Source organism: Curtobacterium aurantiacum, assembly GCF_018598555.1.
In the GTDB taxonomy this organism is placed as follows: Bacteria; Actinomycetota; Actinomycetes; order Actinomycetales; family Microbacteriaceae; genus Curtobacterium; species Curtobacterium aurantiacum.
Window position 1 is genome coordinate 350,768 of record NZ_JAHEWN010000001.1, and the last position, 24,984, is coordinate 375,751.

19 protein-coding genes are annotated in these 24,984 nt (G+C 71.5%); 5 read left to right on the forward strand and 14 right to left on the reverse strand.

Going from position 1 to position 24,984, the window contains the following annotated elements; all coding sequences use genetic code 11:
• Positions 1-82 precede the first annotated feature (82 nt).
• The 11 genes from KK087_RS17160 to KK087_RS01705 form a co-directional block, all read right to left on the reverse strand.
• Positions 83-1,033: a glycoside hydrolase family 16 protein gene (locus KK087_RS17160; RefSeq protein ID WP_250893332.1), complete on the reverse strand. Its 951-nt coding sequence runs from the start codon at positions 1,031-1,033 to the stop codon at positions 83-85.
• Between the two features lie 285 nt (positions 1,034-1,318).
• Positions 1,319-2,644: an alpha-hydroxy acid oxidase gene (locus KK087_RS01660; RefSeq protein WP_214563984.1), complete on the reverse strand. Its 1,326-nt coding sequence runs from the start codon at positions 2,642-2,644 to the stop codon at positions 1,319-1,321.
• The gene (locus KK087_RS01665) at positions 2,641-4,128 is read right to left on the reverse strand and encodes a rhamnulokinase (RefSeq protein WP_214563985.1); all 1,488 of its coding nucleotides are present in this window, start codon (positions 4,126-4,128) and stop codon (positions 2,641-2,643) included. Before KK087_RS01665 ends, KK087_RS01660 begins: the two co-directional genes overlap by 4 nt.
• A gap of 26 nt (positions 4,129-4,154) precedes the next feature.
• Entirely contained in the window at positions 4,155-6,239 is a 2,085-nt protein-coding gene (locus KK087_RS01670) for a bifunctional aldolase/short-chain dehydrogenase (protein WP_214563986.1), read from the reverse strand.
• Positions 6,240-6,243: 4 nt separating this feature from the next.
• Complete coding sequence (gene rhaI, locus KK087_RS01675; RefSeq protein WP_214563987.1) at positions 6,244-7,416, reverse strand: L-rhamnose isomerase; 1,173 nt, start codon at positions 7,414-7,416, stop codon at positions 6,244-6,246.
• A 172-nt stretch (positions 7,417-7,588) separates the two neighbouring features.
• A complete protein-coding gene (locus KK087_RS01680; RefSeq protein ID WP_214563988.1) occupies positions 7,589-9,907 on the reverse strand; it encodes a family 78 glycoside hydrolase catalytic domain in 2,319 nt (772 codons plus the stop codon).
• A 119-nt stretch (positions 9,908-10,026) separates the two neighbouring features.
• Positions 10,027-10,833 (reverse strand): carbohydrate ABC transporter permease, encoded by an 807-nt coding sequence (locus KK087_RS01685; RefSeq protein WP_258366682.1) that lies wholly within the window; start codon positions 10,831-10,833, stop codon positions 10,027-10,029.
• A 101-nt stretch (positions 10,834-10,934) separates the two neighbouring features.
• On the reverse strand, positions 10,935-11,867 hold the full coding sequence (locus KK087_RS01690; protein WP_307859921.1) for a carbohydrate ABC transporter permease: 933 nt from the start codon (positions 11,865-11,867) through the stop codon (positions 10,935-10,937).
• A gap of 5 nt (positions 11,868-11,872) precedes the next feature.
• Positions 11,873-13,192, reverse strand: a complete 1,320-nt coding sequence (locus KK087_RS01695; protein ID WP_214563990.1) for an ABC transporter substrate-binding protein — start codon at positions 13,190-13,192, stop codon at positions 11,873-11,875.
• A 549-nt stretch (positions 13,193-13,741) separates the two neighbouring features.
• A complete protein-coding gene (locus KK087_RS01700) occupies positions 13,742-14,848 on the reverse strand; it encodes a LacI family DNA-binding transcriptional regulator (RefSeq protein WP_214563991.1) in 1,107 nt (368 codons plus the stop codon).
• Positions 14,849-14,891: 43 nt separating this feature from the next.
• Positions 14,892-15,902: a LacI family DNA-binding transcriptional regulator gene (locus tag KK087_RS01705; RefSeq protein ID WP_071247721.1), complete on the reverse strand. Its 1,011-nt coding sequence runs from the start codon at positions 15,900-15,902 to the stop codon at positions 14,892-14,894.
• Between the two features lie 425 nt (positions 15,903-16,327).
• On the opposite strand from KK087_RS01705, the gene KK087_RS01710 reads away from it, so the two are divergent.
• From KK087_RS01710 to KK087_RS01725, 4 genes are all read left to right on the forward strand, one after another.
• Positions 16,328-17,683: an MFS transporter gene (locus KK087_RS01710; RefSeq protein WP_214563992.1), complete on the forward strand. Its 1,356-nt coding sequence runs from the start codon at positions 16,328-16,330 to the stop codon at positions 17,681-17,683.
• Complete coding sequence (locus tag KK087_RS01715) at positions 17,680-18,021, forward strand: L-rhamnose mutarotase (protein WP_214563993.1); 342 nt, start codon at positions 17,680-17,682, stop codon at positions 18,019-18,021. Before KK087_RS01710 ends, KK087_RS01715 begins: the two co-directional genes overlap by 4 nt.
• A gap of 118 nt (positions 18,022-18,139) precedes the next feature.
• On the forward strand, positions 18,140-19,060 hold the full coding sequence (locus tag KK087_RS01720) for a metallophosphoesterase (RefSeq protein WP_214563994.1): 921 nt from the start codon (positions 18,140-18,142) through the stop codon (positions 19,058-19,060).
• Positions 19,061-19,235: 175 nt separating this feature from the next.
• Positions 19,236-20,297 (forward strand): NADP-dependent oxidoreductase, encoded by a 1,062-nt coding sequence (locus tag KK087_RS01725; RefSeq protein ID WP_214543955.1) that lies wholly within the window; start codon positions 19,236-19,238, stop codon positions 20,295-20,297.
• Between the two features lie 74 nt (positions 20,298-20,371).
• On the opposite strand, the gene KK087_RS01730 is transcribed toward KK087_RS01725, so the two are convergent.
• Genes KK087_RS01730 through KK087_RS01740 form a run of 3 tightly spaced genes read right to left on the reverse strand, consistent with a single transcriptional unit; the run spans position 20,372 to position 23,299 of the window.
• Complete coding sequence (locus tag KK087_RS01730; protein WP_214543954.1) at positions 20,372-21,232, reverse strand: ABC transporter permease; 861 nt, start codon at positions 21,230-21,232, stop codon at positions 20,372-20,374.
• The gene (locus KK087_RS01735; protein WP_307859922.1) at positions 21,219-22,205 is read right to left on the reverse strand and encodes an ABC transporter ATP-binding protein; all 987 of its coding nucleotides are present in this window, start codon (positions 22,203-22,205) and stop codon (positions 21,219-21,221) included. Before KK087_RS01735 ends, KK087_RS01730 begins: the two co-directional genes overlap by 14 nt.
• Positions 22,206-22,222: 17 nt before the next feature.
• Positions 22,223-23,299 carry a LolA family protein gene (locus tag KK087_RS01740; protein WP_214563995.1) on the reverse strand — a complete coding sequence of 359 codons (1,077 nt, stop codon included), beginning with the start codon at positions 23,297-23,299 and terminating at the stop codon, positions 22,223-22,225.
• A 125-nt stretch (positions 23,300-23,424) separates the two neighbouring features.
• On the opposite strand from KK087_RS01740, the gene KK087_RS01745 reads away from it, so the two are divergent.
• Positions 23,425-24,906: an FGGY-family carbohydrate kinase gene (locus KK087_RS01745; protein ID WP_214563996.1), complete on the forward strand. Its 1,482-nt coding sequence runs from the start codon at positions 23,425-23,427 to the stop codon at positions 24,904-24,906.
• Positions 24,907-24,984: the final 78 nt, after the last annotated feature.

The following is a 24,984-nucleotide window of genomic DNA, read 5'->3' on the forward strand; positions in this document are numbered from 1 at the left end:
GCAGACGCGACCATGGACGGACGGGAGGCCCGGTGCCAGCTGGCACCGGGCCTCCCGTCCGTCCTGGGTGGACCTGCGGACGCTACTCGGTCGTCGAGACCCAGTCGATGAGGAGGTTGCCCTCGTCGCCCCAGTTGCCGACCTGGAACATGAAGCGGTGCGGCGTCGTCGGCACGTCCTCGGTGATGGTCTGCAGGACCCTGCCGTCGACGCTGTACGTGACGGACTCGCCGGGCACCCAGTCCACCTTGTACGTGTGCCAGTCGCGCCACGAGACACCGGTGTCGACCTGGATGCGCTCGGCCTCCCGTCCCGGGGTCATCGAGTGGTGGAACACCATCGGGTTCGACTCGAAGTTGCCCTCGGGGAAGTCGATCTCGCCGTCGGACCACACGTTCGACGTCGGCCACAGCATGAACGCCGCACCGTTGCCGTCGCCGCCGGTCGCCTTCGCGCGGACGGAGAACGAGCCGCCGACGTGGTCCCAGGCGCCGTCGGAGGAGCCGAAGGTGCCGGCCGCTCCGGCACCGGTGCCGAGGGCGACGTCCATCACGCCGTCGTGCACCGAGACCGTCTTGCTCGGCGCGTAGATGCCGGAGGTGCCGTCGGGGTAGGGCTGCCACGACTGCGGGTAGAGCGACGAGACGAGGCCGGTGACAGCGTTCGTGGTGAAGTCCTCGACGAAGGAGGCATCGGGAGCGAGCGCCGCGAGGTCCTCGGGGGCCGCCTCGGGTTCGGGCTCGGGCGCTGCCTCGGGCTCGGCTTCCGCCTCGGGCTCGGGCTCGGCGACGGGCGCTGTGTCCTCGATCGGAGCGGAGTCCTGCGTGGGCTCCGGTTCCGGGGCCCACTCGTCGGTCGGGGCCGGCGGCTCCGTCTCGTCCGGGGCCGGCGTCGGGGTGGGGTTCACCGGAGCGTGGTGCCAGCGGCGCTCGCCGTCCCAGCCCCACCAGGTCCGGGCGGAGGCGGCGGTGGGGACGCCGAGGACCAGGGCGCCGGCGGTCGCGGCCGCCAGGACTGCGCGGTGGCGGATCATCGGGTGCGTCCTTCGACGGGCGTGGACGTGTTTCCTGGGGTCGTGCCGCGCAGAGGCGTGCACGTGCTTCGGGTCGAGATGTCGGGCTCCTCGTGGTGCTTCGGGCGCAGGATGCGGGGAGGGACGGACGCGTCGACCGGCCGGTTGCCGAGGGGTTCGTTGACACGTCCACGGACATCTTGCATCATTTGTGACCCGTTCGGGGGGCGTCACGGAAATCGATCGACGAACGCCCGGTGTCCTGCGGCCGAACGTGCACGATGCAACGCGCGGCGAGCTGACGGGTCAGACCCGGGGGATCGGCTGCAACCGCTGCAGCTGCGTCACGTGTCCCGGCTCGAGCTCGTCGAGCGAGGCCACCCCGAGCAGCCGCATGGTCCGCTCGATCTGCTCGGACAGGATCTGGATCATCCGGTCCACCCCGGCCTCGCCGCCGGCCATCAGCCCGTACAGGTAGGCGCGACCGACCATCGTGAACTTCGCGCCGAGGGCGACCGCGGCCACGATGTCGGCGCCGGACATGATGCCCGTGTCGAGGTGCACCTCGGTGTCCCCGCCGACCTCCTTGACCACGGAGGGCAGCAGGTGGAAGGGGACGGGTGCGCGGTCGAGCTGTCGGCCGCCGTGGTTCGACAGCGTGATGCCGTCGACCCCCAGGTCCGCCAGGCGCTTGGCGTCGGCCAGCGACTGCACGCCCTTCACGACGACCTTGCCCTGCCACTGGTCGCGGATCCAGGCGAGGTCCTCGTAGGTGACGGTCGGGTCGAACATGTGGTCGAGCAGCTCCCCGACGGTGCCGGACCAGCGGTCGAGCGACGCGAACGCCAGCGGCTCGGTGGTCAGGAAGTCGAACCACCACCACGGCCGCGGGATCGCGTTCACCACGGTCCGGGCGCTCAGCTGCGGCGGGATCGAGAACCCGTTCCGCTTGTCCCGCAGCCGCGCACCCGCGACGGGGACGTCCACGGTGACGAGCAGGGTGTCGAACCCGGCCTGCTGCGCGCGGGAGACCAGCGCCATCGACTTCTCGCGGTCCTTCCACATGTACAGCTGGAACCAGTTGCGCCCGTGCGGGTTGGCGTCCCGGACGTCCTCGATCGCGGTGGTGCCCATCGTGGAGAGCGAGAACGGGATGCCGGCACGTCCGGCTGCCCGGGCGCCGGCCCGCTCGCCCTCGGTCTGCATCATCCGCGTGAATCCCGTCGGCGCGATGCCGAACGGGTACGACACCGGCGCCCCGAGCACCTCGCGCGAGGTGTCCACCCTCGACACGTCCCGCAGGATCGCCGGGGTGAACTCGATGTCCTCGAACGCCTGCCGGGCACGGGCCAGGGAGATCTCCGCCTCGGCCGCGCCCTCGGTGTAGTCGAAGGCGGCCTTCGGGGTGCGCCGGGCGGCGATGTCGCGGAGGTCCCAGATCGTCAAGGCCTGCTCGAGGCGCTGACGCCGCCCCGGCAGCGAAGGCTTCCTGAACTGCATGAGCGGCGCGAGGTCCCGCACCGTCGGCAGCTGCCGCTTGACCGGCGTGCGAGCGGCGGACGCGGACCCGGTCGCGGGCGCCGGTGCGCCGGTTGCGGGGTCGATCCGGTGCTGGTCGTCGGTCGTGGTCATGCGTGGCTCCTGACGGGGGATCGATCGGGATCGGCGCGCGACGACGCCGAGGGGGTGTACCGCACGGGCTCGACGCTCCGTGCGACGATGCTGCGGAGTGCCTCCAGTGAAGCCCCTCCGAGGCCAGCGAGTCCAGCGGCGCGCGCCTGCACCAGCACGTTGCCGAGTGCGGTGGCCTCGACCGGGCCGGCCACGACCGGCAGGCCGGTGCGGTCCGCGGTCAGCTGGCAGAGCAGCCGGTTCTGCGAGCCGCCGCCCACGACGTGCACGACCCGGATGGTCTTGCCGGTCACGCCGGCGATGGTGCGCAGGGTCCCGGCGTACGCCGTCGCGAGCGACTCGAGGATGCTCCGGACGAACTCCGCGCGCGACGCGGGGGCGCTCAGCCCGTGCGCCGCGCACCACGCGGCGATCCGTGCCGGCATGTCGCCGGGCGCCGTGAACGACTCGTCCGCGGGGTCGAAGACGGGAACCGGGGCGGTGACGGCCGCGGCGGAGGCGAGCAGGGCCTCCAGGTCGACGTGGTCGCCACCGCGCTCCCAGGTGCGGACGCTCTCCGACAGCAACCACAGTCCGGACACGTTCTTCAGGAACCGGACGCGGCCGTCGACACCGCCCTCGTTCGTGCAGTTCGCGCGTCGCGCCGCGTCCGACAGGACGGGCGCGTCGAGCTCGACGCCGACGAGCGACCACGTGCCCGACGAGATGTAGGCGAAGTCCGGCTCCGTCGCGGGGACCGCGACGACGGCGCTCGCCGTGTCGTGCGAGCCGACCAGCGTCACGTCGGCCTTCCCGCCGACGAGTTCGGCGACGGACGGCAACAGGGGGCCGAGTCGGTCGCCCGGGTCGCGCAGCGTGGGCAGCAGCCCGGCCGGGAGGCCCGCAGCAGCCCGCACCGCCGGGTCCCACCCACGGGTGGTCGCGTTCAGGGCCCCGGTCGTCGAGGCGTTCGTGCGCTCGGCCGCCTCGACCCCCGTCAGCCAGTACCCGAGCAGGTCGGGCACGAGCAGCGCACGCTGCGCGAGCTGCAGTGACGGGTCGGCAGCCCACTGGAACAGGGTGTTGAACGGCAGGTGCTGCAGGCCGTTCCGGGCGTACAGCTCGGTGGCGGCCATCCGGGCGTGCACGGGGCCGACACCGCCCTGGTGCCGGTCGTCGCGGTAGTGCGAGGGCAGCCCGAGCAGTCGGCCGTCGCGGAGCAGGCCGTAGTCGACCGCCCACGAGTCGATGCCGATGCTGGCGATCGCGGGGTGCTCGGCGAACGCACGCCGGAGCCCCTCGGTCACCTGCCGGTACAGCTCGACGACGTCCCAGTGCAGGGCCTCGCGACCGGTGTCGGCGTCGCCCTCGTGCAGGGTGACGGGGCCGTTCGGGAACCGCGCGACGTGGTCCATCCGGACCCCGTCGGGGTCGACGTGGCCGACGATCACCCGGCCGCTGGTGGCCCCGAGGTCGACCGCGGCGACGCTGCCGCTGGCGTGCATGCTCTGCTCCTGCTCGGTGTTCGTCGCTACCGCAGGAAGGCCGCGGCGACGCCAGCGTCGACGGGCACGTGCAGGCCGGTGGTGTGCGAGAAGTCGTCGGTGCAGATGGCGTAGACGGCGTTCGCGACGTTCTCGGGCACGACCTCGCGCTTCAGGATCGTGCGCTGCGCGTAGAACTTGCCGAGGTCCTGCTCCTCGATGCCGTACGTCTTGGCGCGGTTGGCGCCCCAGCCGCTCGCGAAGATGCCGGAGCCGCGCACGACGCCGTCGGGGTTGATGCCGTTGACGCGGACGCCGTGCGCACCGAGCTCGGCCGCGAGCAAGCGCACCTGGTGGGCCTGGTCGGCCTTCGTGGCGGAGTACGCGATGTTGTTCGGCCCGGCGAACACCGAGTTCTTCGACGAGATGTACACGATGTCGCCGCCGAGCCCCTGCTCGATGAGCACCTTCGCCGCGGCCTTCGACACCAGGAACGAGCCCTTCGCCATCACGTCGTGCTGCAGGTCCCAGTCCTGCTCGGTGGTCTCGAGCAGGCTCTTGGACAGCGACAGCCCCGCGTTGTTCACGACGAGGTCGAGGCCGCCGAAGTGCAGCAGGGTCTGCTGGATCGCCTGCTCGATCGCGGCGGCGTCTGTCACGTTCGCGGCGACGCCGATGGCGTGGTCGAGGCCGCCGATCTCGGCCGCCGCAGCGGTGGCCTTCTCGAGGTCGAGGTCGGCGATGACGACGGCGGCACCCTCGGCCGCCAGGCGCTTCGCGATCGCCTTGCCGATGCCCGATGCGGCCCCGGTGACCAGGGCGATGCGCGTCGCGAGCTTCTTGGGCGCGGGCATCCGCTGCAGCTTCGCCTCTTCGAGGGCCCAGTACTCGATCCGGAACTTCTCGGCCTCGTCGATCGGGGCGTAGGTGCTGACGGACTCGGCGCCGCGCATGACGTTGATCGCGTTGAGGTAGAACTCCCCGGCGACCCGGGCGGTCTGGGCGTCCTTGCCGTACGAGAACATCCCGACGCCGGGGACCAGCACGATGAGCGGGTCGGCGCCGCGGATCGCGGGACTCGTCTCGTCTGCGTAGCGGTCGTAGTACGCCTGGTAGTCGGCGCGGTACTGCTCGTGCAGTTCGTGCAGGCGGGCGGTCTGCTCGTCGACGCTCGCCGAGGCCGGCAGGTCGAGGATGAGCGGCTTGACCTTGGTGCGCAGGAAGTGGTCCGGGCAGCTGGTGCCGAGGGCCGCGAGTTCCTCGGCGCGTTCGCTCGCGAGGAAGTCGAGCACGACGGCGCTGTCGGTGAAGTGCCCGACGACCGGCTTGTCGTGCCCGGCGATGCCGCGGATCGTCGGGGCGAGGGCGGCGGCGCGTGCGCGACGTTCGTCGGTCGGCAGTGCTTCGAACCCCGCTCGGACGCCGCCGAACGGGTCCGCCTTGCCGTGCTCCGCGAGGTACTGCTCGGCGGTGTCGATGATCCAGCGGGAGTTGCCTTGCGCCTCGTCGCTCGTGTCCCCCCACGCGGTGATGCCGTGGCCGCCGAGGATCGTGCCGATCGCCTGAGGGTGGTCACGCTTGACGCCTGCGATGTCGAGCCCGAGCTGGAATCCGGGTCGGCGCCACGGCACCCAGACGACCCGGTCGCCGAAGATCCGCTCGGTCAGGGCCGGACCGTCTGCCGCCGTGGCGATCGCGATGCCGGCGTCGGGGTGCAGGTGATCGACGTGGGCGGCGTCGACGAGGGCGTGCATCGCGGTGTCGATCGACGGCGCGGCACCGCCCTTGCCGTGCAGCGTGTAGTCGAAGGCGGCGACCATCTCGTCCTCGCGCTCGACGCCCGGATAGACTTTTCGCAGGGCTCGTACCCGGTCGACGCGCAGGACCGCGAGGCCCGCCGGGGTGAGGGTGCCGAGGTCGCCCCCGGAGCCCTTCACCCAGAGCAGCTCGACCGGTTCGCCCGTGACGGGGTCGGTGTCTGTTCCCTTGGCGGAGGTGTTCCCGCCCGCGTAGTTCGTGATCCGCGGATCCGAGCCGAGCGCGTTCGAGCGCGCGATGAGCGCACTGATCGTCTCGTCTGCATCCGTGAGCTGCGTTGCGGGGTCCACCCGTGCCTCCACTGTGTTCGTCATGTTCCTACGCGCCCCAGCCGGCCTGGACGCCGCCGACGCGGTCCTCGGCGATCGACTGCTGGTACCCGGACTCCAGGTACGCGCGCATCGGGTTCGCCGGCAGCCCGCGGGACTCGCGCCACTCGGCCAGGTCCTTCCGGACGTCGGTCTGGTACGCGTCCATGAAGACCTCGTTCGCGCCCAGGACGTCGTGCGCCTCTTGTGCGGCGGTCAGTGCGACGCGGTCGAGCAGGAGCGCGCGGGCCGTCATCTCCTGCACGTTGAGCACCGAGCGGATCTGGCCGGGGATCTTGTCCTCGACGTTGTGGCACTGGTCGAGCATGAACGCCACGTCGGGGTTGTCGTAGCCGCCGCCGCGGATGACCTCGACCAGGATCCGGAACAGCTGGAACGGGTCCGCGGCGCCAACGATCAGGTCGTCGTCGGCGTAGAAGCGCGAGTTGAAGTCGAAGGATCCGAGCTTGCCGAGGCGCAGGAGCTGCATCACGATGAACTCGATGTTCGTGCCGGGGGCGTGGTGGCCGGTGTCGAGGCAGACCATCGCCTTCGGGCCGAGTGCCGCCGTCTGCACGTAGCTGGTGCCCCAGTCGGGGACGTCCGTGTGGTAGAACGACGGCTCGAAGAACTTGTACTCGAGCACGAGCCGCTGGTCAGCACCGAGGCGGTCGTAGATCGTGCTGAGCGACTCGTGCAGGCGGTCCTGGCGGGAGCGCATGTCCTCTTGTCCGGGGTAGTTCGACCCCTCGGCGAGCCAGATCTTCAGGTCGCGGCTGCCGGTGGCGTCCATCACGTCGATGCAGCGCAGGTGGTGGTCGATCGCCTTCTGCCGGATCGTCTCGTCGACGTGGGTCAGGGCGCCGAACTTGAAGTCGTCGTCCTGGAACGTGTTCGAGTTGACGGTGCCGAGCGACACCCCGTGCTCCTCGGCGTGGCGCTTGAGGTCGGCGAAGTCGTCCACCAGGTCCCACGGGATGTGCAGCGCGACGGTGGGGGCCAGGCCGGTGTACTCGTGCACCTGGGCGGCGTCGGCGATCTTCTCGTACGGGTCGCGCGGGGTGCCCGGCGTGCTGAACACCTTGAAGCGGGTGCCGGAGTTGCCGAAGGCCCAGCTGGGCAGCTCGATCTGCTGTCGTGCCAGCTGGTCGGCGATGCCGGCGAAGCTCGGGGTCGATGTCATCGTGTCACTTCCTCGTGTGCGATTGAATCGTTTCATACAGTACGGCGCGCGGCGGTCTGCCGCAACCGTGGTGGTGTGGTGCCGTTGGTGCCGCAAACACCGGTGTTCACGTGTTGAACACGCGCGTTCGGGGGTTCGACGCGCGAACACCGGTGTTTTGCGAGCCAGGGGCCTACGCGGCGGGGACCGCGGCGGGGGCGCGGAGGTCGTGCGTTCCGCCGCCGACCCGCTGCTCGGGGACACCCGGCAGGCGCACCACGGCCGAGACGCCCTCGGGCACGGTCGCCCGGACGCGCAACTCCCCGTCGACGAGCTCCCACCGCACGGCGACGTGCCCGTGCACGGTGTCGAGCGAGGTCTCCGCCCACGTCAGTCCACCGCCCGGCTGCGGGGCGATGAGCACGGACTCGTACCCCGGCGACAGCGGCGACAGGCCACCCACCACCCGGTGCATCCAGTCCGCCACGGCACCGAGTGCGTAGTGGTTGAACGAGGTCATCTCACCCGGGTTGATCGTGCCGTCCGGCAGCATCGAGTCCCACCGCTCCCACACCGTCGTCGCGCCCATCGTCACCGGGTACAGCCACGACGGGCACTCCGTCTGCAGCAGCAGCCGGTAGGCGTCCTCCAGGTGGCCCGTCTGCGTCAGCGCGTCGGTGATGAACGGGGTCCCGGCGAAGCCCGTCGAGATCCGGTACCCGGACGCCTCGACCAACTCGGCGAGACGGTCGCCGGCCACGGCCTGCTCCTGCTCGGACAGGATCCCGAACACGATCGCCAGCGTGCACACCGTGGTCGCGTCCGACAGGATCCGCCCGTCGTCCTGCAGGTAGTGGGTGCGGAACCCGGCCTGGAGGCGCGTGGCGAGTTCCCGGAACTCCGCTGCTTCCGCCTCGTGACCGCCCAACAGCTCCGCCGCGTCCGCCACGATCGTCGCGGACCGGTAGGCGCAGATCGTCGCGACGACGCCCTTGTCGGCCTTCGCGTCGGCCGGGGCCTCGGGCGGGGCGTCCGGGTCGAGCCAGTCGCCGAACTGGAACACGGTGTCCCACAGGTCTTCCGGGGACAGGTGGTCACGGACCCGGCGCAGGTGTGCGGCCATCGAGTCGAACTGCTCCTCGAGCACCGCGGTGTCGCCGTACGCCTGGTACAGGGTCCACGGCACCCAGACGCCGGCGTCCGACCAGACGGCGGTCGCGTCGGGCTTGCCGAAGTCCTCGGCGGGGGAGTACTTCAGCACGTCCGGCACCACGAACGGGATGACCCCGTCGGCGTGCTGCTGCTCGAGCCAGACGTCGCGCAGCCAGTCGGCCAGGAACGTCCGCGTGTCGAACAGGTACGAGGCCGTCGGGGCGAACGCGGCGATGTCGCCCGTCCAGCCGAGTCGCTCGTCGCGCTGCGGGCAGTCCGTCGGCACGCTCAGGAAGTTGCCCTGCATGCCCCGGACGACGTTGTCGTGGAAGGTGTTCAGCAGCTCGTGGCTCGACGCGAACGTGCCCGTGCGGGTGAGGTCCGACCCGACCTGCACGGCGGTGACCGCGGCGCGGAGCTCGTCGTGGCTGCCCGGCCAGCCGTCGACCTGCGCGTAGCGGAACCCGTGGAACGTGAAGCGGGGCTCGAACGTCTCGGGCTCGTCGTCACCGCGCAGGGTGAAGTGGTCCGTCGCCTTCGCGGTGCGCAAGGGGCGGGTGCCGAGCTCGTCGTGCTCGAGCACCTCGGCGTGCTGCAGGGTGAGCACGGTGCCGGCTTGACCGGTCGCGGTGACCCGGAGCCACCCGACCAGGTTCACGCCGAAGTCGAGCAGGGTGGCTCCCGACGGGCTCGTCCAGATCGCCACCGGGGCGATCTCGGCGAGCGGGCGCACCGGCGGCACCGTGTCGGCGACGAGTTCGCGCTCGCCGATGTCGACCGTGTGCACCGTGCTCGTCCGACCCCGGTGGCCGTCGACGCTGGGCACGGTGACCTCGCCGGGCGTCAGGAACGAGCCGTCGCGGAGTCGGGCGTCGATGTCCTGCCCGTCGTAGAGCTGGTCCGCGGTGATCGCGCTCGACAGGGCCTGCCAGTCGGTGTCGGTCGTGACGTGCTGCTCGTGCCCGTCGGCGAAGGTGATCCGGAGCTCGGCGAAGCCGGCGCGCTCGTCGGTGTACCAGCCGCCACCGCCGCCCCAGGCCAGGCGTCCGGCGGCCCAGCCGTTGCCGACGACGAGCGCGAGCACGGCCGGCTGGCCGGGGAGCGTGTCGGACAGGTGCTCGGTGACGTCGTGCGAGACGACGCGGATGCGCCACTCGTAGCTCGTCCACCCCGGTTCGAGCAGGTGGTCGGAGACGCGCTGCCCGCCGAGCCAGGCCTCGACGACGCCGAGGGCGCTGACGTCGAGGGTGGCGGCGGTGACGGCGCCGTGGCCGTCGTCGAGGGGGAACTCCCGACGCAGGATCGGGGCGCTGCCGAGGTCGGTGTCGGCCGCGATGAACGGTGCGGTCCAGGTGGTCATGTGGTGGTCCTTTCACGCGACCGGTCGTCGTCGACCGGTGCGGGGGTCGTGGCCCCGGCCGTCCGCCCGGGTGGGCGGTGTGGCGGAGGCGGGTCGCGCCTCCAGGCCGGGGTGGGCGGTCAGCCCTTGACGGCGCCGCTGGTCATGCCGGCGACGATCTGACGGTTGAAGAAGACGTAGAGGATCAGCGGCGGGATCGTGATGAGCAGCACGTCGGTGAACAGCAGGTTCAGCTGGCTGACCGACTGGCTCTGGAACGCGTAGAGCGTCTGCTGCACCGTCGCGTTCTCGGACCCCGGCAGGAAGTACAGCGGGTTCGTGAAGTCGTTGAACACCGTCACCGACTGCACGAGCACGACCGTGATGATCACCGGCTTGAGCAGTGGCAGCACCACCCCGAAGAACAGGCGGATCGGGCCGGCGCCGTCGAGCACGGCGGCCTCGTCGAGTTCCTTCGGGATCGTCGCGACGAACGCCCGGAACAGCAGGATGCAGAACGACAGGCCGAAGGTCGCCTCGATGAGGATCATCCCGCCCATGGTCTTGAACAGGTTGAGCCCCTGCAGCACCCAGATGGTCGGCACGATCGCCGGCGGCACGATGAGCCCCGCCAGCACGAAGAAGTTGATCAGGCCGTTCCACCGGCTCGGCCGCCGCTGCAGGACGTACCCGACCATCGCGGAGAACACGACCATGACGGTGACGCTGCCGACGGTGAGCAGGGCGCTGTTCCAGAACGCGCGGAGGATCCCGCCGTCGCCGCTCTGGAACACCGCCTGCAGGTTCTGCCACAGCTGCCAGTCGGTCGGCAGGCTGAAGCCGAGCTGGTTCGCCTCGGCGGGGTTCTTCGCCGCCTGGAGCAGGACGAAGACGAACGGCACCAGGAACACGACGAAGCTGACGACGATGGCGATCGAGCCGATGATCCACCGGCGGGCGCGCCCGGGGTGGCGGGACCGGCTCGCCGGTGTCGGGCGGCGGCTGTCGGACGCCGGCGCGTGGCCGGTCCCGGGGGTGGTGACGGCGGTCACAGGTCCGCCTCCTTGCGGTTGAGGAGCCACGAGATGGGCACCATGATCGCCGTGACGACGACGAACAGGACCACGTTGCCGGCGGTGGACAGGCCGTAGAACCCGGCCTGGTACTGCTTGTAGATCACGCTCGCGATCACGTCGCTCGTGAACCCCGGCCCGCCGCCGGTCATCGCCCAGATCAGGTCGAACGACCGCAGGCCGCCGATGAGCGACAGGATGATGACGGTGCCCATCGCGGGGCGGGACAGCGGCAACGTGATGTTCCGGAAGGTCGACCACGCGCTCGCGCCGTCGACCCGTGCCGCCTCGAAGTACTCCTGCGGGATCGCCACGATGCCGGCGATGAAGATGAGCGTCGCGATGCCGACGCCCTTCCAGACGTCCACCGCGGCGACGCTCCACAGGGCGAGCGCCGGGTCGGTCAGCCACCCGGGGGTGGGCAGGCCGACCGAACCCAGCACACCGTTGATGATCCCGTGGAACGGGTCCATCAGCGCCTTGAACGTGATGCCGATGCCGATGGTCGACACGAGCACCGGGAAGAACACGACCGCCCGCAGGTAGCCGCGCCCCAGCACGGGCGACGTGAGGAGCAGGGCGAGGGCGAGTCCGAGGACCACCTTCGCCGCGCTCGTCACGAAGCCGTACTGGAAGGTGTGCACGAACCCGGAGACGAGCTGCGGGTCCTGGAAGAACCGGACGAAGTTGTCGAAGCCGATGAAGGTCTGGTCGAACAGCGTCCAGCGGGTGAGCGAGAAGTAGAACCCGGCGAAGGTCGGGACCGCGAAGAACACGACGTACAGCGCGATCGCGGGGATGAAGAACCACGCGGGGTAGAACGAGCGCATCCGCTTGCGCGCTGGCCCGGGGCGGCCGGCCTTGCGTGTCTGCGGCGGGGCCACCGCCGTCGTGAGGGTCGCGGTCACACCGATCACCAGCCCTTGATGCCGAGCTGCTGTGCCTGCTGGACGACGTCGTCGTCGTACTGGTCGGCGCCCTTGCTCGCGGAGGTGATGCCCGAGCCGACCTGCACGCAGATCTTCTCGAGGTTCGGGCCCTTGATCGGGGACAGGAACTCGAGCGCGGGGCTCGCCTTGCCGTCGTCCAGGTACTTCTGCAGGTCGTCGATCATCGGGGGCACGTCGTCCGGCAGCGAGCAGGTCGAGATGACGTACGGGCCGGCGGGGGTACCGGTGTCGTTCTGCACCTGGCAGCCCTCGGTGGAGTTCGCGAAGGCGACGAACTTCTTCGCCGCCGCCAGCTTGTCGCCCGTGGTCGTCTTCGGGATGTACAGGCCGTTCGGCTCCCAGATCGTCAGGTTCGTGTCCGCGGCGTCCTCGGCGGGCAGGGCGAACGCTCCGATGTCGTCGACGGCGTCGGGGGAGTCCTGCTGGATCGCGGAGATCGCGTTCGTGAGCATTGGGTACTGCGCGCCGGTGCCGTCGGCCAGCATCTTCAGACCGTTCGCCTGCGTGGCCGAGGCGTAGTCCTCGTTGTAGAGGTCCTTGTCCTTGCCCTCGGCGAGGTGCTCGAACCCGGCGAGTGCGGGTTCGTCGGCGTAGGACTCCTTGTTGGCGGTGTAGTCGTCCGCCCACTTCTCGTCCTGTGCGGTGATGTTCGCGAAGTCGCCGAGGACGAACAGCTGGCTGGTCCAGGTGTCGCCGTAGGTCTGGATGATCGGGGCGACGTCGCCGGCGTCCTTGATCTTCTCGCTGTTGCTGATGAACTCGTCCCACGTGGTCGGGACCTCGAGGCCGAGGTCGTCGTAGACCTTCGTGTTGTAGAGCACCGCACCGCCGAAGCTCGTGCCGAACGGGGCGCCGTACATGCCCTTGTCGGTGCTGACGACCTTGGTGAACTGCGGGTCGACGTCGCCCGCCCACTTCTCGTCGGACAGGTCCACCAGGGTGTTGTCCGGGTTGAGGGCCTGCATGAGCGAGCCGGAGTTGTAGTTGAAGACGTCGGCGGCCTCGCCGGTCGACAGCCGGGTCTTGATCAGGTTGTCGCCGTCGGTGCCCTGGGGCCGGGTGTCGAACTTGACGGTGATGTCGGTGTTGGCCTTCTCGAAGGCCTCGATGAGCGGCTTCGCGGTGGCCGCGGTGGCCGGGGCGTTGTCGGCCTGGTAGGTGATCTCGACCTTGCCGCCGCCTTCGTCGGCGGAGCCGCCGGACGAGCACGCTGCGAGCCCGCCGATCAGGACCGTCGCGCCGCCGATGGCGATCGCGCGCTTGGTCATGGAACGAACTGACATTCCTTACCTCCTCGTAAGGCCCGGGGCTGGGGTACCCCGGGTGAAACGGACCCGGATCCCGCGCCGTCGCGGAGTCCGGTTACTGCGTTTTAGAACGTTTCAATCAGGATGGAACCATGCGGATTGAAGCGTGTCAATCGCTGTGCCGATTTCGTTACGCGATCCCGCGGAGCGGGGTGCGGGGTGGTGCGGGGCGGGCGCTCGCTTGCCCGCTCGCTCGCTCGCTCGTCCATCCGTCCGGTGCGAGGTTCCACACTCCGTGACGGGCGCGCGGGCTCGCACGGAGTGCGGAACCTCGCACCGAGCCGACGCGCGGTGCTGCACCGTGCGGTGGTCGCGCCGCCCGCCGGCCGGGAGGCCCGTGTCGGCCCCGTCCCGCGCCTCCCGTCCGGTGCCCGGTCGCGTCCGCGGGGCGAGTCTCGGCTCCGCGGGCAGGATGCGGCCGTCCGGGGGCGAGGGCGAGGGCGAGGGCGAGTCTCGGCTCCGCGGGCAGGATGCGGCCGTCCGGGGGCGAGTCCTGTCCGCCGGGCCGAGTCTCGGCTGGCGCGGTCAGGCCTCGGTGCGCCTCGGGTCGCTCGACGTGATCGTGCCCGCGACGGCGGCCGCGGCGGCTGCTGCGGCCGCGCCCTCGCGACCGAGCGTGCTCTCGCGCGGCACCAGCTCGCTGCCGAGCACGACGGTCCGGTGCACGTGCATCGGGTCGGTGAGTTCCTCGAGCAGCAGTTCCACCGCGGCCGCACCCATCTCCGAGCCGTGCATCGTCACCGAGGTCAGCGGCACCGCACCACCCCACGCCACGGAGTTGTGGTCGCAGCCCGACACGGGGATGTCCTCGGGGACGCGGATCCCGGCGGCTCGGAGCTCGGAGACGACGGCCATCGCGAGCAGGTCGGTCACACCCAGTACCCCGTCGGGGCGTTCGTCCTCGGGCATCCGGGCGATGCGGAGCCCGGCGTCGGTGCCACCCGGCGGGTCGATGTCCCCGGCGTCGACGTCGAGGAGCTCGACCCCCGGGTGCGCCGCGACGGCCCGCAGCACACCGGCCCGTCGGCGGTCGACGGGCTGCAGGTCCGGACGGGCGCTCACGAACCCGATGCGTCGGCACCCGCGGTCGATCAGGTGCTCGGTCGCCAGGAACCCGGCCTGCTCGTTGTCCACGACCACCGCGCAGGCGTCGAGTTCGTTCGGTTCGTAGTTGACGTACACGACGGGTCGGCCGTGGCGCCGCGCGACCTCGACCTGGTCGCGGGACTCCGTCATCGAGGCGAGCAGGATCCCCGACACCCGGGCGCTCTCGAGGTAGGCGAGGTGTTCGCCCTGCGCCTGCAGGTCGTCCTCGCTGCTGGCGATCAGCAGGGTGAAGCCGCGTTGCCGCGCGGCAAGCTGTGCGCCGTTGACCATGTCGCTGAACAGGGAGTTCCGCAGCGACATCACCACCAGACCGATCGCGCGCGTGCTGCCGGACACCAGCGCCCGGGCGTTGCGGTTCGGCGTGTACCCGAGTGCGTCGATCGCGTCCCGCACGCGTGCGGCGGTCGCGTCGGCGACCCGCTCGGGGTGGTTCAGGACGTTCGAAACCGTGGCGAGCGAGACCCCGGCCCGGGCTGCGACGTGGTGCACGCTCGGCGGGCCGACGCGCCGGGGGACATGCACCATGCTCCGATCGTAGGCGGCGGGAGAGCGGTGTCCGGACCGCGCCCTAGGCGTCGGCGACGGAGGACTGCCGCACCACGAGCTCCGGTGTGAACTCCACGTGCTCGAGGTCGATGTCCTGCCCCTGCTCGACCTGCTTCGTCAGGAGTTCGATCGCGCGGCGACCGAGGTCCTGCGCGGGCTGCCGTACGGACGTCAGTGGGACCACGGCGGACTCGGCGAACGCGATGTCGTCGTAGCCGACGATGGCGATCTGCTCGGGGACCGCGATGGTGCCGCGCATGATGAAGGCCTGTTCGAGCCCGACGGCGAGCAGGTCGTTGGCGGCGAAGACGGCGTCCGGGCGTTCGGCGGCCGGCCGGGCCTGGATCGCTTCGCCGATGCGGCGCCCTTCGAGCACGGACAGCGAGGTGGTCGGCAGGGCTTCGAGCCGGATGCCCGCGGCCTGGGCGGCGGCGAGTGCCCCGGCGTGCCGGTCGGCGACCTGGCGGATGCCGAACGGCCCGCCGACGAAGGCGATGTGGGTGCGGCCGATCGCCGCGAGGTGCTCGACCGCGATGCGACCACCGGCGATGTCGTCGACCGAGACCGAGGCGAAGTGCTCGTCGTCGGCGCGACGGTCCACCAGCACCACGGCGGTGCCCTGGTCACGCAGCCGTGCGAGGCGGGACAGGTCGTCGCCGGCGGGGGAGATCAGGAGTCCGGCGACACGGCGTTCCTCGAACAGGTCGACGTAGGTGCGTTCGCGGTCGGTCGACTCGTCGGAGTTGCCGATCAACACCGCGAGGCCGTTGTCCATCGCGGCGTCCTCGGCGCCCCGGGCGACGTCGGTGAAGAACGGGTTGCCGCCGTCGAGCACGATGAGGCCGACGGTGGAGCTGCGCCCGGCCCGGAGCTGCCGTGCGGAGTCGTTGCGGACGAACCCGAGCGTCGCGATCGCCGACTGCACGCGTTCCACCGTGCCGGGAGCGACCTTGTCGGGGCGGTTCAACACGTTCGACACCGTGCCGAGGGACACGCCCGCGAGCGCTGCCACCTCTCGCACACTGACCGCCATGTGGCCATCCTGGCATCGGCGCGGTCCGCGCGGTCGGCCCGCGCCGTGATCTGTGGAAAACGCGGACGGGAGGCGCGGGGCGGGCCGGTGCCGGGCCTCCCGTCCGTGGGGTGGTCGCGTCGACTGCCCGCGCACGGTGCGAGGTACGCGGCGTGTGCGATGCGCGCGGCCGGTGCGATGCGCGCGGATGGTGCGAGGTTCTGCACTCGGTGCGGGGCGGGAGAGGTCGCACGGAGTGCGCAACCTCGCACGGGGCGGGCGCCCCTCGCACGGTGCGGGCGCAACCTCGCACCGGGCGAGCGACCCCTCGCACGGTGCGAGGGGGCGTCCGGCGAAGCCGCTCTTGCCAGCGCGCACACCGGAGCGCTATCGTCCTCGTCGTCCCGTTGAAACGATTCACCGACGAACACGCGAACGGAGGACCAATGGCGGTCCGCATCGGAGCCCGGAACACCACGGGCTGGAAGGCCACCGTCTCGGTGGCCATGTCGAACTACATCGAGTCGGGGTCGATCATCGCGATCGCCACGAGCCTCAGCCTCTGGCAGGCCGAGTTCCGCATCGGCGACCTCGAGGTCGGCCTGCTCGCGAGCCTGTCCGCGAACGCCTTCGGTGCCGCCGTCGGCGCGATCGTCGGCGGACCGCTGTGCGACCGGTACGGACGGAAGTTCATCTACACGTACGACCTGCTCCTCTACATGCTCGGCATCCTGCTCGCGGTGTTCGCCGGCAGCTACGGCATGCTCCTGGTCGGCTTCATCCTGACCGGCATCGCCGTCGGGGCGGGCGTGCCGGCGAGCTGGACCTACATCGCCGAGCAGGCCCCCGCGGACAAGCGTGCGGCCCACGTCGGCACGGCACAGCTCGCGTGGTCGATCGGGCCGATGGTCGGGTTCGCCCTGGCGATCGCCGCGGCACCGCTCGGCCTGCTCGGCAGCCGCCTCATCTTCGCCCACCTGTTCGTCGTCGCCGCGATCGTGTGGTGGCTCCGCCGCGGGCTGCCCGAGTCGGCGATCTGGAAGGACGAGCGCGCGGCCACCGGCACGGCGAACTTCTTCCACGGGATCACGCAGCTGTTCAGCCGCCGGAAGAACCTGACCGCGATGCTGTTGCTGTTCGGCGTCTACGCGCTCTGGAACACTGTCGCCGGGCAGGCCGGCATCTTCCAGCCCCGGGTGTACGCGGCGACCGGGGTCACGAGCGTCACCGAGCAGTACGGGTTGCAGATCCTGGTCTGGGGCTGCACCGTGGCCGCGACGTACTTCGGCTTCATGCGGTACGCCGACCGGGTCAGCCGCCGCACGCTCTACGCCGCCGGGGCCGTGCTGGCGATCATCGCATGGGCCGTGCTCATCTACGCGCCCGCCAACCTCGGCACCCTGCTGTTCTTCGCCGTGGCGTGGGGCATCTCGTCTGGCATCGGCGCACAGGCGTTCTACGGCCTGTGGACGAGCGAGCTCTTCGCCACCCGGTACCGCGCCAGCGCCCAGGGCGTGCTGTTCCTGGCCGCCCGGGTCATGGTCGGCCTGCTGAGCATCTGGTTCCCGCTGCTGCTGTCGGACATCGGGCTGCGAGCCCTCGGCGGCCTGATCCTCGGGCTCCTCGCGCTGTCGTTCCTGGTCGGCACGATCTGGGCACCGCGCACCCAGGGCAAGACCCTCGAGGCGATCGAGGCCGAGCGCTACGGCACCGTCACCACGGTCACCGGGACGGTCCGCACCGCCGACGAGCGCACCGTCCACGACGCCGAGCAGCGTCGCCGCGAACAGGCCGGCCGGTGACCCGCGTCTGCTTCCGGCTGCAGGTGCAGGTCGAGCTGCTCGACGCCTACCGCGAGCGGCACGCCGCCGTGTGGCCGGCGATGCTCCGGGCGATCGCGGTGGCGGGGCGGCGGAACTACTCGCTGTTCCTCGACGACGACGGGCTGCTCATCGGGTACTACGAGACGGACTCGGTGGCCGATGCGGACGCGGCGCTCGCCGCGTCCGCGGTGGCTGCGGCGTGGGAGGCGCACATGCAGGACCTCTTCGCCGGGTCCACCGGGCGCGCCGACCAGACGGCGCGGGTGCTGCCCGAGGTCTTCAACCTCGAGGACCAGTTGGCGGCCGCGCCGGACTGACAGTCGGACGCGGACTTCGTGAGCAGGAATGGTCGGGTCCGCCGGCGCGACCCGACCATTCCTGCTCACCAAGCGCCCGCCGCACCCGACTGACGGGGGCCGTCGCTACCGTGGGCGCATGCAGCCGCCAGCAGCCGGGACCCTCCGCATCCTCCACCTCTCCGACACCCACCTGACCGGCGACGGCGCCCTGCACCAGGGCACGGTCGACACCACGGCCGCGCTCGAACGGCTGCTCGCCCACGTCGACGACGTGCCCGGCATCGGACTCGTGGTGGTGTCCGGAGACGTCTCCGAGGACGGCAGCCCCGAGTCCTACGCGACGGTGCGGGACCGCGTCGGCGGCTGGGCGGAGCGGCACGGAGCGGCCTTCGTCGCGGTGCCCGGCAACCACGACCAGCGCGAGGGGTTCCGCCGGGTCCTGGCGAACGGGCACGTCCTGGGCCAGGGCGGCACGGCGCTCATGCACACGATGGAGTACCTGCCGCCGACGGTCCCGGTCTCCGGGCAGTCGGTCGTCGCCGGGCGTCGGATCGTGACCGTCGACACGAGCGTCCCGGGTGCCGGGTACGGCGAGCTCAGCGACACGGCGCTCGAGCGCCTGCGCACAGCCATCGCCGAAGGCGAAGACGACGCCCCGCACGGCACCGTCGTCGTCCTGCACCACCCGCCGCTCCCCGCCCCGACCGAGCTGCACGAGGCCCTCCGCCTGCAGAACCCCGAGGCGCTCGCCGACGTCATCCGCGGTTCCGACCTGCGGGTCGTCCTCGCCGGCCACTACCACCACCACTTCGCCGGGTCGCTCGCCGGCGTCCCGGTCCTCGTCGCCCCCGGCGTCGCGAACGACACCGACGTCGTCGGCCCCTACGACGAAGAATCCGCGGTCGTCGACAGCGGCGCGCTCGTCGTCGACGTCGCCACGGACGGCTCCGTCTGGTCCACACCGGTCCGCGTTCCGCGGGGCGACGCCGACCCGCGGGCCTTCCACCTCGACGCCGGGACCGTCCGGTCCGTCATCGCGGCCGCCGGCAAGCACTGAGCACCCACCGGGTGCGGTGGACGCGCATGACGGCGGACGGGAGGCCCGTGGCCGGGCCGCCACGGGCCTCCCGTCCGTCGTCTGGTCGCGTCCACAGCCCGGGTACCCCACGTCTTCGGGTTGCGTGCGGGAACACCGAGTAGCACGGACGCACACCTGGAGCGAAGGAGCACCCATGCGAGTCGGCAGTGCAGTGCAGTACGACCGGTACGGCGACTTCGACGTCGTCGAACTCGTCCCCCAGGACAAGCCGTCCGCCGGCCCGGGCGAGATCGTCGTCGAGATCGTGGCCGCCGGACTGAACCACATCGAGCGGTTCCTCCGCGAGGGGAAGCTCCGCGACCACGTCGACCTGGAGTTCCCCGCCCACCAGGGCGTGGACTTCGCCGGCATCGTCCGCGCGCGGGGCGACGGCGTGAAGGACCTCCGCATCGGCGACGAGGTGATGGGGCACGCGCCGACCGGCGGGGCGCACGCCACCTGGATCGCGGTGCCCCGCGGCGCCGTGATCAAGAAGCCGGAGCACGTCGGCTGGGAGGTCGCCGGCGGCCTGTACCTGGCGGGCTGCACCGCGGTGTCCGTGGTCCGGTCGCTGCGGCTCGGACCGAAGGACACCGTCGTGATCACCGCGGCGGCGGGCGGCGTCGGGCACATCGAGTGCCAGCTGGCGCACGACGCCGGCGCGACCGTGATCGCCCTCGGCAGCGCGCGCAACCACGACTACCTGCGGCAGATCGGCACGCTGCCCGTCGTCTACGGCGAGGGGGAAGAGGAGCGCATCCGCGCCATCGCCGACGGCCGACCGATCACCGCGTTCATCGACAACCACGGTGAGAGCAACGCCGAGCTGCTGGCCGAGCGACTCGGTGTCGGCCAGGAACGGTTCGTGTCGTCCGAGGAACGCCGGGACATCGAGGTCCGGTTCCTCCGGGCCCCCGCCGAGGACGAGGAGACCCGCGAGCTCCTGACCCTGCTGGCGAAGGCGGTGCAGGACCGCCGGGTGCAGGTGCTCATCTCGGGCTTCTACCCGTTCGAGTACATCGTCGAGGCGTACGAGGACCTGGCCGAGATGAAGTCCCGCGGCAAGGTGGTCATCGGCATGCAGACCGTCGAGACCGGTGCCCGGCTGGACTGGTACCGGTCCGAGAAGGCCCGCGATCTGCGCGACCGGTACGCCGACGCGCGGGGGACCGACACGGAGACGATGGCCGGCGGGTCGGCGTCACCGGCGAGCTGAGCCGACCGGCGCGGCGCGGGGCCGGCACGCTCGTGCCGGCCCCGCGGTTGCGCACCGGTGCGGCGCGCGCCGCGTCAGCTCAGGATGTCCTTCGAGGCGAACCGGCTGTACGCCAGGGCCCCGAACACCACGACGTACCCGAGCTGCAGCACCGCGTTCGACCCGAACGAGTCGAACGAGATCGGGTCGCGCAGCAGGTCGCCGAACCCGAGCCACTGGTGCGAGAACAGGTACGGGTGCAGCCAGTCGAGCTGGGGGAGCTGGTCGAGCACCTGCGAGGCCCCCGCGAGGACGACCGTCGCGGCCATCGCCCCGACCGGCACGTTCGTCAGCGTCGACGCGAACATCCCGATCGCCACGAGCCCGAGCATCGACAGCGCGACGTACAGCGCGAGCAGGAGCGCACGACCGGCGTACGACCAGCCGCCGACCTGCGTGCCGGACAACAGCGTGACCGGTCCGATCGGGAACAGCACCGCACCGATCGCCGCCCCGACCAGCACGACGAGCAGTGTGGCGGCCAGGCAGAACGCGACGGCACCGGCGAACTTCACCAGGATGAACCGCACGCGGCCCGTCGGTGCGACGAGCAGGTAGCGGATCGTGCCGTGGCTCGCCTCGCCCGCGACGGTGTCACCGGCCACCACCCCGACCGTCAGCGGCAGGAACAGCGGGATCGACACCGTCAGCGCCGTGAAGGCGACGAACAGGCCGTTGTTGGTGATGTCACCGAGGAACGCCGGCCCGCCGTCGTCACCGTCGGTGGTCAGCTTCACGGCGACCGCGATGAGGATCGGCACGAGTGCGAGCGCCCCGAGCATCGCCCAGGTCCGGCGACGGCGGAACACCAGCGCGAGTTCGGAACCGAGCAGGGCGAACGGGCGCTGCCGGCGGCGGACGGCCACGTCGCGCACGGCCAGGTCAGGCTGCGACATCGAATCCCTCTCCGGTGAGTGCGACGAACAGGTCCTCGAGGGTGCCGCCGCCCACGGTCAGGCCGCGCACCCGGACGTCCGCGCGGACGAGCTCGGCGGTGATCGTCTCGGGCAGGAGCTCGTTCGGCAGGTCTGCGACGAGCACGTCCGCGCCGCCGTCGTGCCGCGGGACGAGCCCGAGCCGGGTGAGGACGGTGGCGGCGTGCCCGACGTCGGGCGTGCGGACGGTCACGGTTCGGGCACCGGCTGCACGGAGCTCGTCGAGCGGTCCCTGCGCGACGATCTTGCCCGTCCGCATGACCGCGGCGTGCGTGCAGACCTGTTCGATCTCGGCCAGCAGGTGACTCGACACGAACACCGTGGTGCCGTCGTCGGCCAGGGAGCGGATGAGGTTGCGGACCTCGCGCGTTCCCTGCGGGTCGAGGCCGTTCGTCGGTTCGTCGAGCACCAGCAGGTCGCGGGGTGACAGCAGGGCGTTCGCGAGGCCGAGCCGCTGCTTCATGCCGAGGGAGTACGCGTGCGCCTTCTTGTCGGCCGCGTGGGTCAACCCGACGCGGTCGAGGGCGCCGGCGACACGGGCCTTCCGGGTGCGGGGGTCCGACGTGGGGTCGGCGGCGTCGAAGCGCTGCAGGTTGGCCCGGCCGGACAGGTACGGGTAGAAGGCCGGCCCCTCGACGAGCGCGCCGACGCGGGGCAGGACGTCGTGCAGGGCCTTCGGCATCGGCTCACCCAGGACCTCGATCGTGCCGCCCGTCGCGCTCGACAGCCCGAGCAGCATCCGGATCGTGGTGGTCTTGCCCGAACCGTTCGGCCCGAGGAACCCGAAGACCGCGCCGCGCGGCACCGCCAGGTCGATGCCGTCGACCGCGCGCTGCTTGCGGAACACCTTCTGGAGGCCCGTGGTGCGGATCGCGAGGTCGGCCCCCGGAGCCGGGGCGGTGGCGTCCACGGCGTCGGGTGCGGTCGTGCTCACGTCGGGGTCGGCCGCGCTCACTTCGCCGCGGCGACCAGCGAGGCCACCGGCACGGCGCCCGCGAACACCCGGCCGTCGTCGGTCAGGTAGACCGACACGAGCGACGTCTGCACGGCGCGGCCGCCGTCGACGGGCTTCGTCAGCTGGTCGAGCAGACCGGAGGCCTCGCCCTCGAGCCCGGACTGGTCGACCGTGCCGGCGGGGAGCTCGGCGATGGTGCTCCAGCCCGTGCCCGTGAGGGTCGGTTCGTCACCGCTCGGGGTGCCGTGGCGGTCGCCGTGCTCGCCCTTCGCGTGGGATCCGGCGTCGGAGAGGTCCTTCTCGGTCACCTTCGCGTTGGACGGCGGGGTGAAGTCGAAGAGCCGGGCGGCGGGGGCCCCGTAGTCGAGGCTCGTGAAGCCGACCTGCACCGCCGGGTCCTCCCTGCCTGCGGCCTCCACGGTCGCGCGGAGCGGGAGCCCGGTCTGCTGGTCTACGGCCAGCCGGACGGCGCCGACGAGGGTGTCCGACGACTTCGGCGTCAGGGTGATCTGCCAGGCGTCGTGCCCGGCGACGCTGACCTCGGTCGGCTTCGACACCAAGGTGGTCGGGGTGATCGCGTCGATGGCCTGCCGGGCGATGTCGGCCGGGGTGGTCGTGCCGTCCCGCAGGTCCTTCGCGGTGTCGCTCGGCAGGGTCACGTGCGTGGCCGTGCGATCCTTCGAGTCCCAGGTCCAGACGTCCGAGCCGTTCCGGACGACGTCCTGTTCGGCGAGCTGCTGCGTCAGCTGGACGCGCTGCTTGTCCGGGCCGTCGACGTAGACGCGGGCGGTGTGGGACGAGGTCAGCAGGCCGAGGACGTCGGAGGCGTCGCCCTCGAGCGAGGAGCCGCCGGAGCCGGTCGGCAGCTCCGGCAGGCCGAGGGCGCTCGTCTGCGAGAGCTTGCCCGAGTACTGGGCGTCCGAGGACTTCGCGATGCTGGCGATGACGTCCGCCGCGCTCGGGTTCGTCCCCGCGATCGGGTCGTTCGCGGCGTTCGCGATCATCGGGGCGGCAACGGCGCCGGCGACGACGACCGGTGCGATGACGGCTGGCAGCCATGCTGACTTCTTCATCGGGTTCCCCTCGTGGAGCGTTCGAGTCGTGGGTACCGTACGTCCGGCCCCCGACAGGCAGCTGGGCGTCGCTCGTAGACTCGTGGGGCGACCGGCGTCGGTCGTGTGGCGGCGAAGGAGGCGGCATGCGGGCGGTGCTCGGTCTGGACATCGGGACGTCGAGCACGAAGGCGTTGCTGGCCCGGTTCGACGGCACCGTGCTCGCCGAGGTGAGCCGCCGGCACGACGTCGACCGTCCCGAGCAGGGCCTGGTCGAGATGGACTCCGCTGTCTGGTGGGAGGAGTTCACCGCCCTCACCCGCGCCCTGCTCGACCGTGTGCCCGGCGTCGAGGTGCAGGCCGTCGGCGTGAGCGGCATCGGGCCGTGTGCGCTGCTGACCGACGCCGACGGTGCGCCACTCCATCCGGCGATCCTGTACGGCATCGACACCCGCACCGCGGCGCTGCTCGACGACGTCACGGCGGAGCTCGGCGGTGAGGACGCGGTCCGGGCTCGCTGCGGCTCCGCCCTCAGCACGCAGGCGGCCGGGGTGAAGCTCGCGTGGCTCGCCCGGCACGAACCCGAGGCCTGGGCGCGGGCCGCCCGGTTCACGATGCCGTCGTCCCGCGTGGTCGAGCGGCTCACGGGTGCGTACGTCCTCGACCACCACTCAGCCAGCCAGACGACACCCCTCTACGACGTGCACGCGAACCGGTGGATCCCCGAGTGGTGCGACCGACTGGCACCCGGTCTCGCGATGCCGCGCCTGCTGTGGTCCGGCGACCAGGCGGGCGTCGTGACGCCAGAGGCGGCCGCGGCCACGGGCCTCCCGGCCGGCATCCCCGTGACGGCCGGGACCATCGATGCCTGGGCCGAGGGCGTGAGCGTCGGTGAGTCCGTGCCGGGCCGGATGTTCCTGCAGTACGGAACCACGATGTTCATGATCGTGCCGACGGCCGAGCCCACGGCGGTGCCGGGGATGTGGACGACCGTCGGCACGCACCCGGGCCAGCCGAGCGTGTCCGGGGGGATGGCGACCTCCGGGGCGATCACGGACTGGCTGCGACGGCTGGTCGACGGCGAGTGGTCGACCATGCTCGAAGAAGCGCGGTGCTCAGGGATCGGGGCGAACGGCCTGCTGATGCTGCCGTACTTCGCGGGGGAGCGGACGCCGATCGCGGACCCCGACGCCCGCGGGGTGCTGGCAGGGCTGACGGTCCGGCACACGCGCGGGGACATCTACCGCGCGACGCTCGAGGCGACGGCGTACGCGGTGCGGCACCACCTCGAGGCCCTGCGCGAGGCCGGGGTCGAGGTCCGCGAACTCGTCGGAGCCGGTGGTGGGCTGCTCGGACGGCTGTGGCCCACGATCGTGTCGGACGTCACCGGACTGCGGCAGACGGTGCCGAGCGTGACGATCGGTGCGTGCTACGGCTCGGCGTTCCTCGCGGCGCAACTCGTCGCGGGGCCGGGTGACACGGTGGACATCGGTGCGTGGAACCCGCCGGCGACGGTGATCGAGCCGGACCCTGCGGCGACCGCGGCGTACGAGGCCGGCTACCGGGACTACCGCGAGCTGTACGAGGCGACGAAGTCCGTCGTGCACCGCCTGGCCGCCCGGAGCTGAGCGGCGCGGGACGGCTCGCAAGACACCGGTGTCCGCGTGCCGAACACCCGAACGGGCGTGTTCAGTGCGCGAACACCG

Coding starts and splice junctions, on each gene's coding strand:
- KK087_RS01670 (WP_214563986.1), bottom strand. CDS start 6,239: ATGACGAACACAGTGGAGGCACGGGTGGACCCCGCAACGCAGCTCACG.
- KK087_RS01725 (WP_214543955.1), top strand. CDS start 19,236: ATGCGAGTCGGCAGTGCAGTGCAGTACGACCGGTACGGCGACTTCGAC.
- KK087_RS01705 (WP_071247721.1), bottom strand. CDS start 15,902: ATGGCGGTCAGTGTGCGAGAGGTGGCAGCGCTCGCGGGCGTGTCCCTC.
- KK087_RS01720 (WP_214563994.1), top strand. CDS start 18,140: ATGCAGCCGCCAGCAGCCGGGACCCTCCGCATCCTCCACCTCTCCGAC.
- KK087_RS01740 (WP_214563995.1), bottom strand. CDS start 23,299: ATGAAGAAGTCAGCATGGCTGCCAGCCGTCATCGCACCGGTCGTCGTC.
- KK087_RS01710 (WP_214563992.1), top strand. CDS start 16,328: ATGGCGGTCCGCATCGGAGCCCGGAACACCACGGGCTGGAAGGCCACC.
- KK087_RS01665 (WP_214563985.1), bottom strand. CDS start 4,128: ATGCACGCCAGCGGCAGCGTCGCCGCGGTCGACCTCGGGGCCACCAGC.
- KK087_RS01700 (WP_214563991.1), bottom strand. CDS start 14,848: ATGGTGCATGTCCCCCGGCGCGTCGGCCCGCCGAGCGTGCACCACGTC.
- KK087_RS01745 (WP_214563996.1), top strand. CDS start 23,425: ATGCGGGCGGTGCTCGGTCTGGACATCGGGACGTCGAGCACGAAGGCG.
- KK087_RS01695 (WP_214563990.1), bottom strand. CDS start 13,192: ATGTCAGTTCGTTCCATGACCAAGCGCGCGATCGCCATCGGCGGCGCG.
- KK087_RS01680 (WP_214563988.1), bottom strand. CDS start 9,907: ATGACCACCTGGACCGCACCGTTCATCGCGGCCGACACCGACCTCGGC.
- KK087_RS01730 (WP_214543954.1), bottom strand. CDS start 21,232: ATGTCGCAGCCTGACCTGGCCGTGCGCGACGTGGCCGTCCGCCGCCGG.
- KK087_RS01660 (WP_214563984.1), bottom strand. CDS start 2,644: ATGACCACGACCGACGACCAGCACCGGATCGACCCCGCAACCGGCGCA.
- KK087_RS17160 (WP_250893332.1), bottom strand. CDS start 1,033: ATGATCCGCCACCGCGCAGTCCTGGCGGCCGCGACCGCCGGCGCCCTG.
- rhaI (WP_214563987.1), bottom strand. CDS start 7,416: ATGACATCGACCCCGAGCTTCGCCGGCATCGCCGACCAGCTGGCACGA.